Below are 15,001 nucleotides of genomic sequence, written 5' to 3' on the forward strand. Positions count from 1 at the left end.
CGTAGGGGGTCTCCGCGCGCTGCTGCCAGTTTCCCCGGTAGCCGAGCTGTCCGGTGACGGCGTGCGCGGGGGCGCCGTACCGGTCGGTGGCGCCTCTGTCCATGGACGAGAACAGGGCCTCGAACGTGGCCTCCGTGGCCTGTGTTCCGTACCGTCCGCCGTCGGCGTTGGTGACGCCGGGGGTGCTGTACGACAGCAGGATGTCGGTGGTGCCCTCGAAGGTGCGGCCGGTCATTCTGGCGCCGAGCCAGATGTAGCGGTGGCCGCGGGTGAACCGTCCCGGGTCCTGGAGGGGGACGCGCAGGCCGGTGGTGCGCATCGTCTCCAGGTTGCCGGCCGAGGCGTGGTGGGACAGCGCGTTGTACACCGTCAGAAGGTTGTGCAGCGCCATCTGGTAGTGCGCGTGGTTGCGCCACCTGGAGTCGCCGGGGTCGCCGAAGTCCTCGATCGGGGCGATCATCCCGGGGTACTCGCGGGCGAGCGCCTCCACCACCTGGCGGGTGACCGTGGCCAGCCGGGTGCCCGCGGGGCTGTCGCCCTGCTCGGGGGTGCCGAGGTACCGGCCGTCGGCGTACAGGAACTGCACCACCCGGCTCATGCCGAGGGTCGGCGGGTCGTCCTCGGTCAGATAGGCGGGGGCGTACGGTTCCGTGCCCTTGCCGCCGCGCTTGGCGAGGGTGGTGCCGTCGTCCAGGCCGGCCAGGCGGCGCGCCTCCCGGTGCGTCATCCGGTCCAGGCTCCAGGTGCGGAACGCGGTCGGTTCGGCGTCCCCGGTCCTGCGCACGTACACGGTCTTCTCGACCCGGTACAGGGCGGTGCCGGTCGCGCTCTTGCCGGTGGACTTGACGGCGCCGGATCCGCCGACCGTCGCGTACCGGCCGCGGGTGTGTCCCAGGCGCCCGCCCGGGCCGAACTGGAAGCGCAGCCTGATCTTCTCGAAGAACCCGTCGAGCAGGCCCAGCGTCAGGTCCGAGGTGTTGAACGTCGGCCCCAGGACGCCGAAGAACTCCAGGGCGTGGGTCCTGGTGTGCTTGCGGGTGTTCTGCACAGTCAGCTGTCCGGTCTGGGCCAGCTTGGCCTTGTCGCTCTCCGAGGCCAGGACGGCCTCCCCCGGCTCGACCCGCTCGATGACGAACGCGCCCAGCGGAGTGTGCTTCTTGTCGTCGGCGAACAGCGGTTTGCCCGGCACCATGGACCGGGAGAGCCGGTCGGCCATCTGGTGGAAGTTGCCGGAGGAGAAGAACGCGGCCAGTTCGTCGTGGGCGGTGCTGCCCGGTTCGGCGCCGACCCGGTCCGCCGCCCAGTCCAGGATCTCGTGTACGGGCCCGAAGTCCTCGGTGGTGACGTGCCGGTAGTCGGACTCGGCGGTCAGCCGCATCCGTCGCGGGATGCGGACCGCGTCGTACGGGGCGGTGAGGCTGTCCGCCAGCCGCAGTCCGAGCCCGTCGCGCAGGGGCACGCCGGAGTCGAGGTCCGGGGCGCTGGTCCTTTCGGGCCTGGCGCGCCACCGGGTGCCGAGGACGCCCTTCCTGGCGGGGCGCGGGGCCCGGGTGTCGGTGACGTGTACCTCGTAGTACACGTCGTCGATGTGGACGTGTGAGTGGTCGTCGGCCTTGCTCTCCCCCTGGCTGGTCACCTCGTCCTGGAGGGTGTAGGCGGTGTCCCGGGAGCGGGCGAGCCGCGTCCCCAGCCGGCCGAAGGCGGCGAAGCCGCCCGGCAGCGGGCCGATCGGTACGGCCGGGCCGACCTGCCGGGTGGTGCTGAGGGACTTGCTGCCGCCGACGGTGGTCTTGGCCCGGTACTGGTTGTCGATCTTGGTCGGCCCGGTGCTGTCGGCGAACCGCTCCCAGGCGCCGTAGTTGCGGATCCGTACGCGCAGCGTGCGCAGCCGCCCGGACTCGGCGCGGTAGATGAACTCCCGGCCGTCCCCGGCGAAGGTGCGCGGCTGTTCCCGCATGGCCCGCTCCAGCCGGTGCTGCACGCCCACGTCGATGTCGCTGGAGCGCGCCGGGTTGCGCGGCGCCGGGCTGTCGGCGGGCTCGGCGGGCCGGGTCTCCTCGTCCTCGCCGTGCAGCAGGTCGGCGATGGCCCGCGCGGCGGTGCCGGGGCCCCGCAGGTAGGGGTGGCCCTGGCCGAAGGCGAACAGGGCGGCCTCGGCCCCCTCCGGCGTGCCGTCGGTGGAGAACGGCAGCAGGCCGTCGACGTACGCGGGCATGCGGCTGTCGTCGGCGAAGTTGCTGGCCCGCTGGACGACCGGAGGGGGCAGCAGGTCGCGGTCCACTCGCGGCGGGCGGCGGTCCGTCAGCTCGTTGTCGATCTCCGCTCCGGGGAACGGGGGCGTGGGCTGCAGGACATGGGCCAGCGTCCGCCCCGGCCGCGGGCTGGAGGAGCGGGAGGGCTCGCGGATCTCGTCGCCACTGGGGCCGCGGGGGGAGGCCGGGTCGGCAGGATCCACGGGAGAGGACCCGGCGGCGGTGTCGGGGCCCCCGAAGAACCCGAAGGTGCCGGCCCGCCGCAGGGGGTTCCGCCATCCCGCGTCCCGGAACGCCTTGGCGTGCGACGGACCCGGGGCGGCGGGGAGGGTCAGCGTGTTACGGACGGCGGGGGCGGGCGCCGGCATCGTCGCGGAGCGGCGGCCCAGGGCGGGCCGGTCGCCCTCGACGGACGACTTGTGGGGGGAGTGCGTGTCGAGGAACAGCTCGGGCAGCCGGGGCGGGCGGGCGGTGGAGGGCCCGGCGTCCTCGGTGACCGTACGGGGGGCCGAGGTGGGCGGCGGGGTCACTTCCGGGGTGGCCGCCGGGGAGGACGGCGCCGTGAGCGTGCCGGGCAGCGGCAGGCGCTCCGGGCCGCGGGGCGTGTCCACGAGCGTCAGGTGGCCGGATTCGGCGAGGGGCACCGGATCGGCGGGCCGCCGGCCGTCGGGGCCGAACTCGATCGACAGGAAGGTGTGGCCCTCGTAAAGGAAGCGGCCGCTGACGCGCCCGTACATGCCGTCGACCCAGTAGATGCGGCCCTCGTGGTTGAAGGCGTTGACCGCGTGGACCTTGCCGCTCGGCCCCTGGAAGCGGACGATCGCCGCCGAGCCGTGCCAGTCGGCGTCGTCCCGGCCGAGCCCGAGCCGCCACTCGATGGTACGGACGGCGTTCACGGTGGCCGTACGGGCGCTGGCGCCCGGCCTCTCCTCGTGGACCCGCCATCCGGTGTTCAGCCAGCGCGCGGTCCGCTCCATGCTGTCCCGCTCGACCTCAAGCCTGCGGCCCGGCCCTGCGGCCTGGACTGGCGCGGCCGCGGTGGGCCGGCCGAACCAGGACATCAGCGCCGAGCGGGCCACGTCGAGGCAGTTGAGCTGGCGTGCCGGGTTGCCGATCCCCCTGCCGTTGAGGCGCCGCACCCACGGTGCGCCACCGGCGTCGGTGAAGAGGGAGTTGGTGGGGAGCCAGCGGTTCAGCCTGCGGACGGGCTCGGCCCGCTCGAAGTGGGCGCCGCGCGGGTCGGGGAAGCGCTGGTACGCGCCGTTGCCGTCGACCGGGAAGACGTCCCGCATCCGCTGCTCGTCGGCCTCCGAGGGCCGGTCCAGGCCGCCCGACCCCTGGTCGTACGGGCGGATCTCGCGCAGGCTGTCCCGCGACAGGGCGGGGCCGTGGGTGGCCACGTGGCGCGGGCCGCCACGGCGGTCGTCGAATGCGAGGGTCAGCTTGTCACGGCCGGTGCCGACAGCGGACGGGCCACTGTGGTACTCGATGGTGAAGTTGGCGGCGGTGATGCGGTATCCCGGCGAACCGGCCTGGAGCCGCTTCAGCTCCGTGTCCAGATGTTCCCGGAACAGCGCCGCGACCGCCTCGGCACGCGCCTCCCCGTTCCCGCCGTGGCCGCGGTCACCCCCCTCGATGGTGATCTTGAGTATCGGCAGCCGCAGTTGATGATCGGCGTTCCACACCCCGATCCTGGCCGCCACCCTGGCCAGGCTCCTGACGGTGCGGTCCGCGTGGTCGGGCACCTCCGTGGACCCCTCGTCGAAGGTGATGGACGCCGGATCCGCATGGTGGCCGCGGAGTACGACGGCGGTGAGCGGGTTGGCCACCTTCGAGGGGGCCTCGCTCAGTAGGTCCGCATTGACGTCGTGCACGGACTGGCCGGGGCTCTGTGCGTACATCCGCATGTACCAGCGGCGCTTGCCGGGGATGACCGGTTCGAACCTCCCGAGGCGGGTCATCGCATCCTTGGTGGCAAGTTCCACGGCCCGCTCCGCACGCGCGCGCTCCTCGGAGCCCTCGGGCGCCGCGCGCAGCTCTCCCTGGGCCTGCCGCGCTCTGATCAGGGCCTGCGTCAGATCGCGGTAGCCGGCCACCTCCGCGAGGTGCTCGTCGATCCCGGCGCTCTGCTGCCGCTTGATCTCCCGGCGCAGCTCCGCCTCCATCTCCTGCAGCTCGTCAAGTCCCAGGCTGTCGAGGTTCGCCCGGACGGCGCCGCGTTGCCGGTGCGCCTGCTCCGACGTCCGTGCATGGTTCTCCATGGAGATCTGGTGGGTGCCGTCCTCGCTGGCGAGGACCACGCTCAGGAAGTGGTAGCCGACATGGCTGCCGTCAGGCTGTTCGCCGGGTTTGGCGTAGTTGTGCTCCAGACTCGGCTCGCCGTTCTCATCGGGCGCGACGATGGACTGCACCACATACCCATCGCCAACCTCGGCCCAGGCGTGCTCGTTGACCCCGATACGGCGGCCGGCGTCCGACAAGGCGTCCCGCCGCGGGTCCTCGGGTTCGGCGAGGTTCAGCGCGCTGCCGTACGACCGGCCGGGCAGCGGGCCGTCAGGCCCGCCGTTGGGCCGGTTGTCCCGGCGCAGCACGTCGGCCGCCCACTCCGGACTCACCGCGTCCGGCGGGGTCTCGCCGTCCGCCACCCGTGCCAGGGCTTCAGCGAGGTGGTGGGTCCCGGTGACCTCCACGTTGTTGGAGGCGTTGACCGGCGTGGTGATCACCTCGCCGCTCTGACGGTCGAAGAGGACCAGGTGCGACGTGCGGTTACCGTCGGACACCACGTCGGCGAACCCCCGGCTCGCCTCCTCGGGGTCCAGCCCCGAGCGCTTCGACAACACGGGGGTGACCCGGAACAGTTGCCTGCTGCCCCCGTCGGGAGTGGGGAGGATGATGCTCAGGTCCTCGTCGGTCTCCAGCCGCACCCCGCCGCCCGCGCGCGCTAGCTTGACCGAGGAGCGGGCGACGGCCTCGGCCGTGGCGAAGATTTGCTGTCCCTGCGCGCCGTCCTCCACGGCGAGCGTGCGGTCGGCGGAGATCCGCAGGGCGGGCCGGTCGGTGGCCAATGTCTCGGCGTAGTCCTGCACCGGCATCGTGAACTGCGGGGCGTCCGCCCTCCCGTCGAACGCCCGGGGCGAGCGGCGGTCGTCCCGCGTGTCCCCGGGCCTGCGGAACAGCACGCCGCCACCGCGGTTGTCCACGACGGTGTAGTCCCTGGTCGTCAGGGGCCTGGGCCGGCGCGCGTCGGCTCGGGCTCGGGGAGCGGGGTCGTCGGGGGAAGCGGGGTCGTCGGAGGGGGCCGACCCGGCGCGAGGGGCGGGGTCCTCGATGTCCGCCTCGCTGTTCCTGCCGCCGTCGCCGCTGTCGTTGTACTGGCTGCCGCTGTACTCACTGGCGCTGTACCGGCTGGCGCTGTCGTCGCTGTCGCGGTCGCTGTCCAGCGCGTCCAAGTCCGCCTGGAACGACGCGAGGTCCGCCTCACTGCCCAGCCGGTCCGGACCGGCGACGAGGGCCAGCGAGCCGAGGCGGTGCAGGTGCCCGGCGGTGACCTCGCCGTCGGAGCCGAGGCCCAGGACCCGCCCGGCCAGGCCGTGGATCCTGCCGACCGCGTCCTGGAGTTGGACCAGGCCCTCCGCGCCCGCCAGCGCGAGCCGCCGCAGCGCCCGCGCCGTGTCGCGGAGCGTGCCGGGCTCACGGGCGTCCCTGATCTCGGGCCCGAAGAGCAGCTCCACCCAGTGCTCGTCGTCGATTCCGGCGGTGCTCTCGACATCCGGCGTCGGGGCAGGAGGCAAGCCGGAAGGCAGGACGGTGAGGGCCGCTTCACTGGTCAGCAGGTCCGGGGGAACGGCGAGAGCCAGCGAGCCGAGGCGGCGGAGGTGATCGACCCGGACCTCGCCGTCGGGGCCGAGGTCCAGCACCCGCCGGGCCAGGCCGTGGAGATCGCCGAGCGGATCCGGGGACGAGCCCGGCCGCCCCGCGCCCGCCAGGGCGAGCCGCCGCAGCGCCCGGGTCGTATCCATGAGCGTGTCGATCGAGTGGTGGCCGATGGCGCCGGGCCCGAAGAACTGGTGCAGCGACCACAGGTTCTCGATGTCCTCGCCCGGGGCGGGGGGCGCGGCCAGTGGCACGCGCCCCTCGCTGTCCGTGTCGCCGGACATGTCGGAGTCAAGTCTCTCCGCACGCCCTTCCCAGTGCGCCGCGGCCGCCACCGACAGCGCCTCGGCATACCGCTCCTGCGTCATCGGCTCCCATGAACCCAGGTGCAGGATCCCCCGCGCGATCCGCTCCAGATCGAGGCCCCCGTCCCGGGTGGCCAGTCGCGGGTCCCCTCCGCTGACCGTCTCCAGCGCCCTCAGCCCGCGCACCAGCACGTCGTACTGCGGGTGCTCCGTCACCCGCGCCCCGAACACCGCGCGCAGCGCCCCCGGCACAGTCGACGGCCCGCGCGACAGCCCCGCCCCCGGAGCCGGCAGCGGGCGCAGCGGCAGGTCCGCCGACCACGGCGTGTCGGCGTCGCTGATATCCGGGTCGTCCGGGTCGTCCGGGTCGGTGGCCGGCGATCCGGCGGCGGTGGAGCGCTGGTCCACCAGGGCGCCCTGATCGGCCGGGGTGTGCGGCTGCGGCCGGTAGACCCCCTCCACCTCGTCCCAGAAGGCGCGGAAGGTCTCCCACAGCTCGTTCTCCGCCTGCGTCTGCGCCCTCGGGTTCGCGGGGCCCGGGCCCTGCGGATCCCGGCCGAACAGCCGCTCCAGAATGGGCAGCAGGGCCGGCTCGTTCTTCCGCACCCAGGCCGCCCCGTTGTTCCGCGACCGGCCCGTGTAGTAGTCCGTCCCCGCGTTCAGCCCCAGATACGCGTTCACCGTCTGCGCGAAATACGCGGACGGGTTTGTCGAGGAATAGTTGTCGACCTGCTGGTAGTCCAGACCCCGCCGGATCCCGTCCGGCCACTGCACATCGAGCGGCTGGACGCCCTTCCGCGGGTTCCGCTTGGCCCGGTACGCGCGCTCGACGACCTTCCGTTCGGCAGCGTCGAGCACGTTCTCGTAGTGGCCGAACAGCCGCCTCATGATCGGCATCAGCGACGGCTCGTGCTCCCGCACCCAGGCCGCACCGTTGTTCCGCGGTCGCCCGGTGTATGGGTCCGTCCCCGCGTTCACTCCCAGATACGCGTTCACCAACTGCGCGAAATACTCGAACTCGTCCCGCGAGGAATAGTTGTCGACCGGAACGCCGTCCAGGTTCCGCCGAATCCCGTCCGGCCACTCCACGTCGTACGGGTCGACACCCGACTGCGGGTTCCACCTGGCCAGATAGGCCCTCCTGATGGCCTTCCGGTCGGAATCACTCAACGCGTGCACATGGAGCGCGTGCGTGAACTCGTGATCGGGCGTGCTGTAACCGTCGGCCTGGTTTTCGGCGTTCGGCACACTCGTGGTCTCGCCGAGAAGGTTCTCCTCCGGCACGGCCACGGCCGTCCCCTCCGTGACGCCCCGCAGAACCTTCCAGTCGGCCTTCTTCGCATAGCCTCCGAACTGGCGCAGCCGGTTCATCGCCACGTCCCTGGGCACCACCAGAACCCGCACACCGGTCTTCAGCAGCCGGGCCGCCATCCTCGGATTGACCAGCATCCGCGCGGCCCGCGCCCGCGCGGCCCGCCCCGCCGACACCGGCTGGTCCGCCATCGGCTCACCCGGGCCGTCCTGCACCACCACCATCAACTGGGCCGCGGTCTCGGCGAACTCCATCCCCGGCAGGGCCCGCAGCGCGTCCAGCCACACCGGATTCGACGCCAGCTTCCGCCGCTCGTCGGGCGGCAGCAGGGACAGCTCCCGGAACCGGTCCTCCGCCGTCATCTCCAGCAGACGCGACTCCGACTCCCCCAGCACGCCGGACACGTTCTCGCTCCCGGCGCCGGGCGGCAGGGGCTCCTCGGTGTCCAGGGGCGCCCCGGTCTCCAGGGCCTCCGCGGCCCGGTAGGCCGCCAGCAACTGGCCCAGCAGATACGGCCGCAGCCGCGGATCCCAGCCCACTGGACCGGCGAACTTCCTCGTGATCCGCTCCAACTGCGCCCACGTCAGCGGCCTCCTGCCGCGCGCCAGCGCCCGCCGCTCGTACGCCCCGAAGCCCAGGAGCAGCCGCTGGAACTCCCCGGCCTGTGCGGGGCTGGTGTCGATGTCGGAGCCGTACACCTCCCGCAGCGCCCGCACCCACCGCCGTACCCGCTCCTCCCGGTCCGGCACGTCCCCCGGCAGCCCCGCCACGTCCGCCCACATCGACAGGGCGGGCGGCCACGGCTCCGGAGGGAACTGCTGATACCCGAGCGCCGACCTGTCCGGATCCTCCACATCTTCCACGCTGGCCAGATACGGCGGATCCGCGTCCCCCACCACGATCTGCGGCGCGGCCGAGGCGTACACCGTCCGCCCGAGCCAGGTCGCCACCTCCGTCGCGCCCGGCACGGACTCCAGCCGGTCGGTGCCCGGCGGCCGCTTCGCCAGCAGCCCGAGCCCCCGCACCCCCAGCAGCCACACCGGCCGGTGCGCCGGGGCGGACACGGCGATCTGGCGCCACAGGAACGCGGCCAGTTCCGCGCTCGTCACCATGTGGTTCATGCCCGTGCTCAGCCGGGGCAGCCCCGCCTCGCCGTCCCCCACCACGACGATCGCGTCGGCCAGCGCCCGCGGCAGGTTCAGGAAGGGGCCCATGGTGCTGATCCCCCGGTACTGGATCCGGGTGGCGTACCGCCAGATCCGCGACAGGTTCCGCAGTTGGCTCTCCACGGCGGCCATGTCCTCGGCGTTCAGCAACGCCAGTCCGGTCAACTGCTGCCCGTCGGCCGTGGGCAGCGCGTACATCTCCACGTCGCTGTCCGGGAACGTCGAACCGTCGGTCGCCGTCACCTCCCACCGGCTGTCCAGAATCGGACTCGGATCGCTCGGAATCCACGCCCCCACGGGCGCCGGCCCCGGGTTCGGGGACTTGAGCACCAGGCGCCGCCCGGGCGTGCCGTCGCCCATCGACTCCGGGCCCACCGGCTCCGCCCGGAGACTGCCGTACGCGGACCACACCCGCGTCCCGAGCCGGGTGGCCAGCAACTTGGGGAGCACCCGCATGCCCGCGCCCGCGTCCGGCATCACCAGCACCACCGGAGCGTCCGCCGGCCGCCGGGGGTCGTGGGCCAGCAGCTCCGCCAGTTCCCCGTACGGCACCTGGATGCCGCGCACCACGGCCATGTCCGGCTCTCCGGGCTCCACCACCACCACGAGCGGCGTGCCCTCCCAGGGGGGCGGCGACCAGTCCAGACCGTCGGGGCCCTCCCGTCCCACGTAGTCCAGCAGCAGGTCCAGCGGGTGCCCGGTGAAGTTCCGCCCCAGGAACGAGCCGTCAGGACCGGTCAGCTCGCTCCCGTCCCCCAGCGCCCCCGCCTGCTTGTCCAGCCAGTACGCCTCGACCGCGCCCAGATACTCCGCACGCCCGTCCCCGTGCGCGGCCGCCGCCACCGACAGCGCCTCGGCATACCGCTCAAGCGTCATCGGCTCGTGCGGACGCAGGTGCAGGATGTCCCGCGCGATCCGCTTCAGCCTCAGCTCGATGTCCCCGGTGCCGACCCGCGGATCCCACTTGCGCGCCGACTCCAGTGCCGCCAGCCCGCGCACCATCGCCTCGTACCGCGGGTCCTCGGCCACCCGCTCCCCGAACACCGCGCGCAGCGCCTTCGGCGCACGCGGCGGCTGCTGCGCCGGTTCCTCGTCCGGGCGCACATCACCGGTCGTCGCCTGCCGCTTGGCAGACCGGTCCATGAGGTCGGGCTCGCTGGCCTGCCGCTTGGCGGGCCGGTCGGCCGGTGCCTCGTCCGGGCGCACGTCACCGGTCGTCGCCAGCCGCTTGGACGGCCGGTCGACGGATTCGGGCTCGCTCGCCTGCCGCTTGGCGGGCCGGTCGGCGGAGCCGGCCGGTGTCCCCCCGCTGGAGGTGGTGGGGACGGGGGACGCGGGACGCGGGGTGGACGGGTCGGAGGGCGGGGCGGAGAGCGCGTTGGGAGGCGGCGTGGGGGCGCCGCCGCGCACGCGGTGCCGCAGACCGAGACCCGCGCGGAGTGTGTCGGCCAGGGCGATGCCCGACGGCGCGGCGGGCCCGTGCGTCAGCAGATGCTCGGCGACCTGGCGCACCGCGTCGCGGAACTCGCTCCCGGCGTGCCGCGAGTCCGCGAGCACCTGGTGCAACTCCAGCGGCAGCACCAGGGAGACCGCCTCGTCCCAGGCGCGGCCGGCGGCCAGCCGCTCCGGTCCGTCCGGCGTCCCGGGTATCCCGTCGGCGAAGTCCGCGTACGCCGACTGCCAGATGCGCCGGGAGGCGTTGGCCGCGGTCTCGTCGAGCGGGGCGGACCAGGGGTCGGGCCGCACCATCTGGACCTTGACGTGGTCCGTCGGCTCCAGGTCGAGGTCGCGCACCGGGAACCGGTCCACGCCGAGGGCTTCGGCGGTCTGCTGCCCGGGGCCCGGCGTGACACCCGCGTTGTCCAGGTCGGCGGTGGTGACGTGGTCGTCCGGGTCGAGGAGCGGCGGGTTCTCCGGCAGGTCGTCCGGGATGACCCGCTGGGCGATCCACTGGCGCTGCGCGTCGTCGCGGTGGACGTCGGGCACCTGCCCCGGGCGCGACCTCGCCTCCCCTTCGGGGCCCTCCCGTCCCGGGGTGTACGGGTCGCCGTGGTGGCCGTGCGGGTCGATGCCCAGCCCCCGCAGCCGCGCCGCCGCGTCCAGCATCCGCCCCCGCGCCTGCTCGGCCCGGTGCCCGGCGTCCTGGTGCGCGGCGGCGTCGGAGCTGGTGCCGACCCCGGTCTCCAGCCGCTCGCCGATGGAGTCCGCGTGCTTCGCGTCGTTGACGAAGGACTCCCGCGCGTCCTCGTACTCCTGCCGGGCGCGGTCGATCTCCCCCTGGCCCGGGGACGCCGGGATGCCGGCGGGCGCCTTCCCCCGGTCAGCGGGGTCCGTGTCGGGCCTGGTGTCGGTGTCGGACTGTGTGTCGGTGTCCGCGTCGAGGGCGGAGTTGGCAGACGGGCCGCCGAACGTCTCCGTGTCCGGGCGCGGTTGCTGCTCCTGCTGCTGCTCGGCTCGGGGCGCCTGACCCGGCTGCTGTCCCTGCCCCGGCTGGGGGGTGCTGGTGCCGGAGCCGGAGGACTGCCCGGACGACGGCGTGTGCGGAGCGGTGGCCGGGGTGGCCGGTGCCTTGCCCCGGTCGGCGGGGCCCGTGTCGGGCCGGGTGTCGGTGTCCGCGTCGAGGGCGGCGTCGGAAGACGAGCCGCCGAACGTTTCCCTGTCCGGACGCTGTTGCTGCTGCTCGGCAAGGGGTCCTTGGTTCGGCTGGGGGGTGCCGGAGGAGTGCCCTCCGCTGTGGGAGACGGGGGGCGGGGCCGTGTTCTGGCCTGCGGGGGCGCTCTCGCCGTTCTGGTCGGGGGTCCCGTCGAACTCCGTGTCCGGGTTCGAGACGGTGGGGGTGTGTGCGGCCGGTGGTGCCGGGACGCTCGACGCGTTCGGGAGGCCCGAGCTGCCCGGCAGGCCCGGCGAATTCGGCATGCCGGAGGCACCGCCTGGGAGGCCCGAGGTGCCGGGCAGAGCCGAAGTGCCCGGCAGGTCGGGCGTGTTCGACAGAGCCGAAGTGCCCGGCAGATCCGGCGAGTTCGGCAGGGCCGGGGTGTTCGGGAGATCCGGGGTGTTCGGGGAGCCCGGCAGGCCGTCGGGGCCCGGCCGGAACGCACCACCCGCCGGGAACTCCTTGTTCCCCTTGAAGCCCTCGACGCCCCCGGGGTTCGTGAGACCGGACCCTGCGGAGCCGGGCAGGTTCGGCGCCCGGTTCTGGATCTGCGGAGCGGCCTGGAACCCCTTGTCGGCCGAGAAGTTCGCGTGGGGCACATACGGCGACGGGGCCGGGACCGTGGCGCCGTCCGAACCCGTGGAGTCGAAGGAACTGGCGGAGTTGATGGACGCGGCGTCGTCGAAGACCGAGGGGTCGTACGAGGAGCCGGACGAGTCCACGGAGTAGGTGTCGGAGTCGCGGCCCACGGTGAATGTGCTGTCGTCGCCGGGCAGCGGGCCGTTGTCCTCGTACAGCGAGCTGATGCCCTCGTACATCGAGTAGTCGTCCCCGGACGACGTGGTGGGGAGGGAGGACTTCGGGGCGTCCGGGATCGCGCCGGAGCCGGGTCCGGACCCGGAATCCGATCCGGAATCGGAGTGGGCGGCGGCACCGTCGGCATTCATCTTGTTGATGAAGCCGGTGAAGATGTTCCCGTCGGGGAAGAGCTTGCCGTGCAGCGAGAGGGCGGCGGACCCCAGCCCGTCCCCCGCGGCCATGTCCGCCATGCCGCTGGTGCCGGAGAAGACGAACGTCTCCCACTTGAACGCCCAGTTGCCGCGGAGCGCCCCCTCAACGAGCACCTCCGCGAAGCCCTCGCCCATGCCGCTGGCCATGAATATCGCCGGGTAGTCGTAGGCCGCGTTGCTGATCCGGTCGGGCTTCTTGAAGATGTGGTCAAGGTCCGGCGAGTTGATTCCGATGTCCTTGAACCTGCCCTTGAGGTCCGCATCGAACTTGCTGAAGATGTCCTCGTCGAAGTGCTTCTTGAAGAAGTTCGATATGCCCTTCTTGAAGAAGTGGGACGCGCCCAGGAACCCGTGGGTGAGGAAGCCACCCACGAAGCCGAAGAAACCGGCCTCCGCGGTCTCTTTCCCGAGATTGTTGTTCGGCGGCCTGCGGGCCGGGGGGTTGATGGTGAACTGCGCGAGGCCGACCGCGAGCCTCTCGATCATCTCCTGGACCATCTCCAGCAGGCCCGCCCCGACGGGGAAGAAGTTGAGCACGCGCTGGATCGCCAGCAGGATGCCGAGCGCCGCCCGCGACCTCACCAGCGCTTCCATGGACAGCGACGCCCCGCCGGTGAAGAAGGACAGAGCCGCGAGCGCGGCCAGCTCAAGGAGCATCATCGTGATCTCGGCGATGATCTCCCAGTGCATCTGCTGGATCTTCATCGACTGGGTGCCCCGCTCATTGGGCAGGTCCGTCCGGAGCATCCTGAGCAGGTCGTCCATGCCGCCCGATCCACCGGAGCCGGTCAGTGGCTCCATGGCCTTGGCGAGCGCCTCTCCGACGGGCTTCGGAAACGCGTTACTCACCTCTCGGAGGGCATCCCCGACACTCTCCCGGAACCCGACCAGCCTGTCGGCGAGATGGGGCCACTGGTCCTGGCTGTTCCAGGCAAGGTTCGCCTTGGCGGCGGGCGGCGCGTCGCCGATGAGGATCTGGATCCACATCCGCTCCTCGGGGGTGTAGGCGGTCTCCTCCATGGAGTCAGTGCTTTCCGCCGCCGGACTCGTCGTCGCCGGACGCGTCACCGCTGTCGTCGGACTCGTAGTCCTTGCTCTTCTGCTCGGCGATTCGTTTCTGCTTCTCGATCTTGTCGTGCACGTCGGCATGCACGCCCTTGATGCTGCCAAGACTCGCCAGCAGGGCGGCCTTCGCCGCGAGTATCGCCTGCGGGAACGCGTCAAGCGTTTCGCTGAGCGACCGCACCGTCTTCTCTTCGTCGGGCTGGGTGTTCCTGTAGTAGTCGTCCGGATGCTCGGCGTCGCCGTTCCAGCCCGTGTACCTCGCGTTCTCGCCGAGGTACTCCTCCTTCAGCGACCTCCCCTGCTCCTCCAGACCATCCAGGGCACTGAGCGCTCCCAGCGCCTTGTTCACGTCAACGTCATAGGTGTCGTCGCTCATGGCCGTCCTCCGGAGTCATCCGGGTCCTCGTGGATCTCGTCGCGCAACCGGTCCTTGGACGACCTGCCGCCACCCGCCCGCCGGCCGCCCTCGAACGCCGACCCGAAGAGCCGGTCCCAGTCGACCTCGATGTCCCGGGACCCCGGGACATCCGGGTTCGCCGCCATCAGCGGGCGGAAGGTGTCCATCACCCGCTGGGCGACCTCCTGGCGCCCGCGCTGGGCCGCCTCCAGCACCGAGGAGGCCAGTTGCGGCCCGGTCATGCTCTGGTGCTTGTTGTCAAGGAACGTCAGCCCGGCCAACTCTCCCTGCGGGCCGATGGTGACCTCGACCGCGCGGTCCCGCGAACGGGTCTTCACCTTGCTGGCCGCGAGGTCCTGCTCGGCGCGGGCCATGGCGGCCCTCGTGGTTTCGAGGTGGGCCCTGGCCTGACGGATGCGCTCCGCGTACGTATCGTTCAACTCGCTCAAGGGGCACTCCTCCGGCTGGTGCGACTGGTGGTCGGGTTCGTCGGGCTGACCGCGCGGTTTCCCGGAACGGCGGCGTGTCGGGGGCTCATCGGCCGATCACGGCCGGCGCGCCGCCCTCGTCGCTGCCCCACACGTCGTCGTCCTCCGGCACCCACGACTCGCGCTCGCGGTCGTCGGTCTGGGTCGCCGTCTGGCCGGGCGCCCCGGCTCCGCCCATTCCGCCCGCGCCGCCCATCGGCGGCATGAAGGGTTGACCACCGCTGGTGATCACGTTCTCGCGCTCGTCGAGGAGCCCGCCGCCGGGGCGGCCGGGGCGGGGGGCCGCCCGGCGGTTGCTGACCACGTCGTCGCTGTCGATCACGTTGCGGACCCGTTCGGAGGCGCCGCCCTGGCCACCGCCGGCGGGGGCGGCCGGGCCCCCCCCGCCCGGCCGCAACCCCCGGTAGTGGCGGTGACGAATAAACAACAAAGACCACCCAAGACATCAACTATTCAGGTAATCGGTCGACGAGTAGAAGT

The 15,001-nt window shown here is 72.6% G+C and carries 4 protein-coding genes (1 of these 4 cut by a window edge); all 4 read right to left on the reverse strand.

The window, feature by feature from the left end; all coding sequences use genetic code 11:
- A protein-coding gene (locus ACFV2X_RS31775) for a lonely Cys domain-containing protein (protein WP_385623088.1) crosses the window boundary here: on the reverse strand, positions 1–13,591 show its start. 41,888 nt of this gene lie to the left of the window's left edge; 13,591 of the gene's 55,479 nt are visible here — the first part of the coding sequence; its start codon is at positions 13,589–13,591; the stop codon falls past the left edge of the window.
- 4 nt (positions 13,592–13,595) lie between these two features.
- A complete protein-coding gene (locus tag ACFV2X_RS31780; RefSeq protein WP_385623090.1) occupies positions 13,596–14,012 on the reverse strand; it encodes a hypothetical protein in 417 nt (138 codons plus the stop codon).
- Positions 14,009–14,482, reverse strand: coding sequence for a YbaB/EbfC family nucleoid-associated protein (locus ACFV2X_RS31785; protein WP_385623092.1), 474 nt, complete (start codon positions 14,480–14,482; stop codon positions 14,009–14,011). The genes ACFV2X_RS31780 and ACFV2X_RS31785 overlap by 4 nt, the downstream gene beginning before the upstream one ends.
- Before the next feature lie 85 nt (positions 14,483–14,567).
- Positions 14,568–14,843: a hypothetical protein gene (locus ACFV2X_RS31790; RefSeq protein ID WP_385623094.1), complete on the reverse strand. Its 276-nt coding sequence runs from the start codon at positions 14,841–14,843 to the stop codon at positions 14,568–14,570.
- Positions 14,844–15,001 lie beyond the last annotated feature (158 nt).

This window comes from Streptomyces sp. NPDC059679 (assembly GCF_042734105.1).
Lineage (GTDB): Bacteria > Actinomycetota > Actinomycetes > Streptomycetales > Streptomycetaceae > Streptomyces.

Bases quoted from the DNA above. Each gene is read 5' to 3' on its own strand.
- ACFV2X_RS31780 (WP_385623090.1), bottom strand. From the start codon at position 14,012: ATGAGCGACGACACCTATGACGTTGACGTGAACAAGGCGCTGGGAGCG.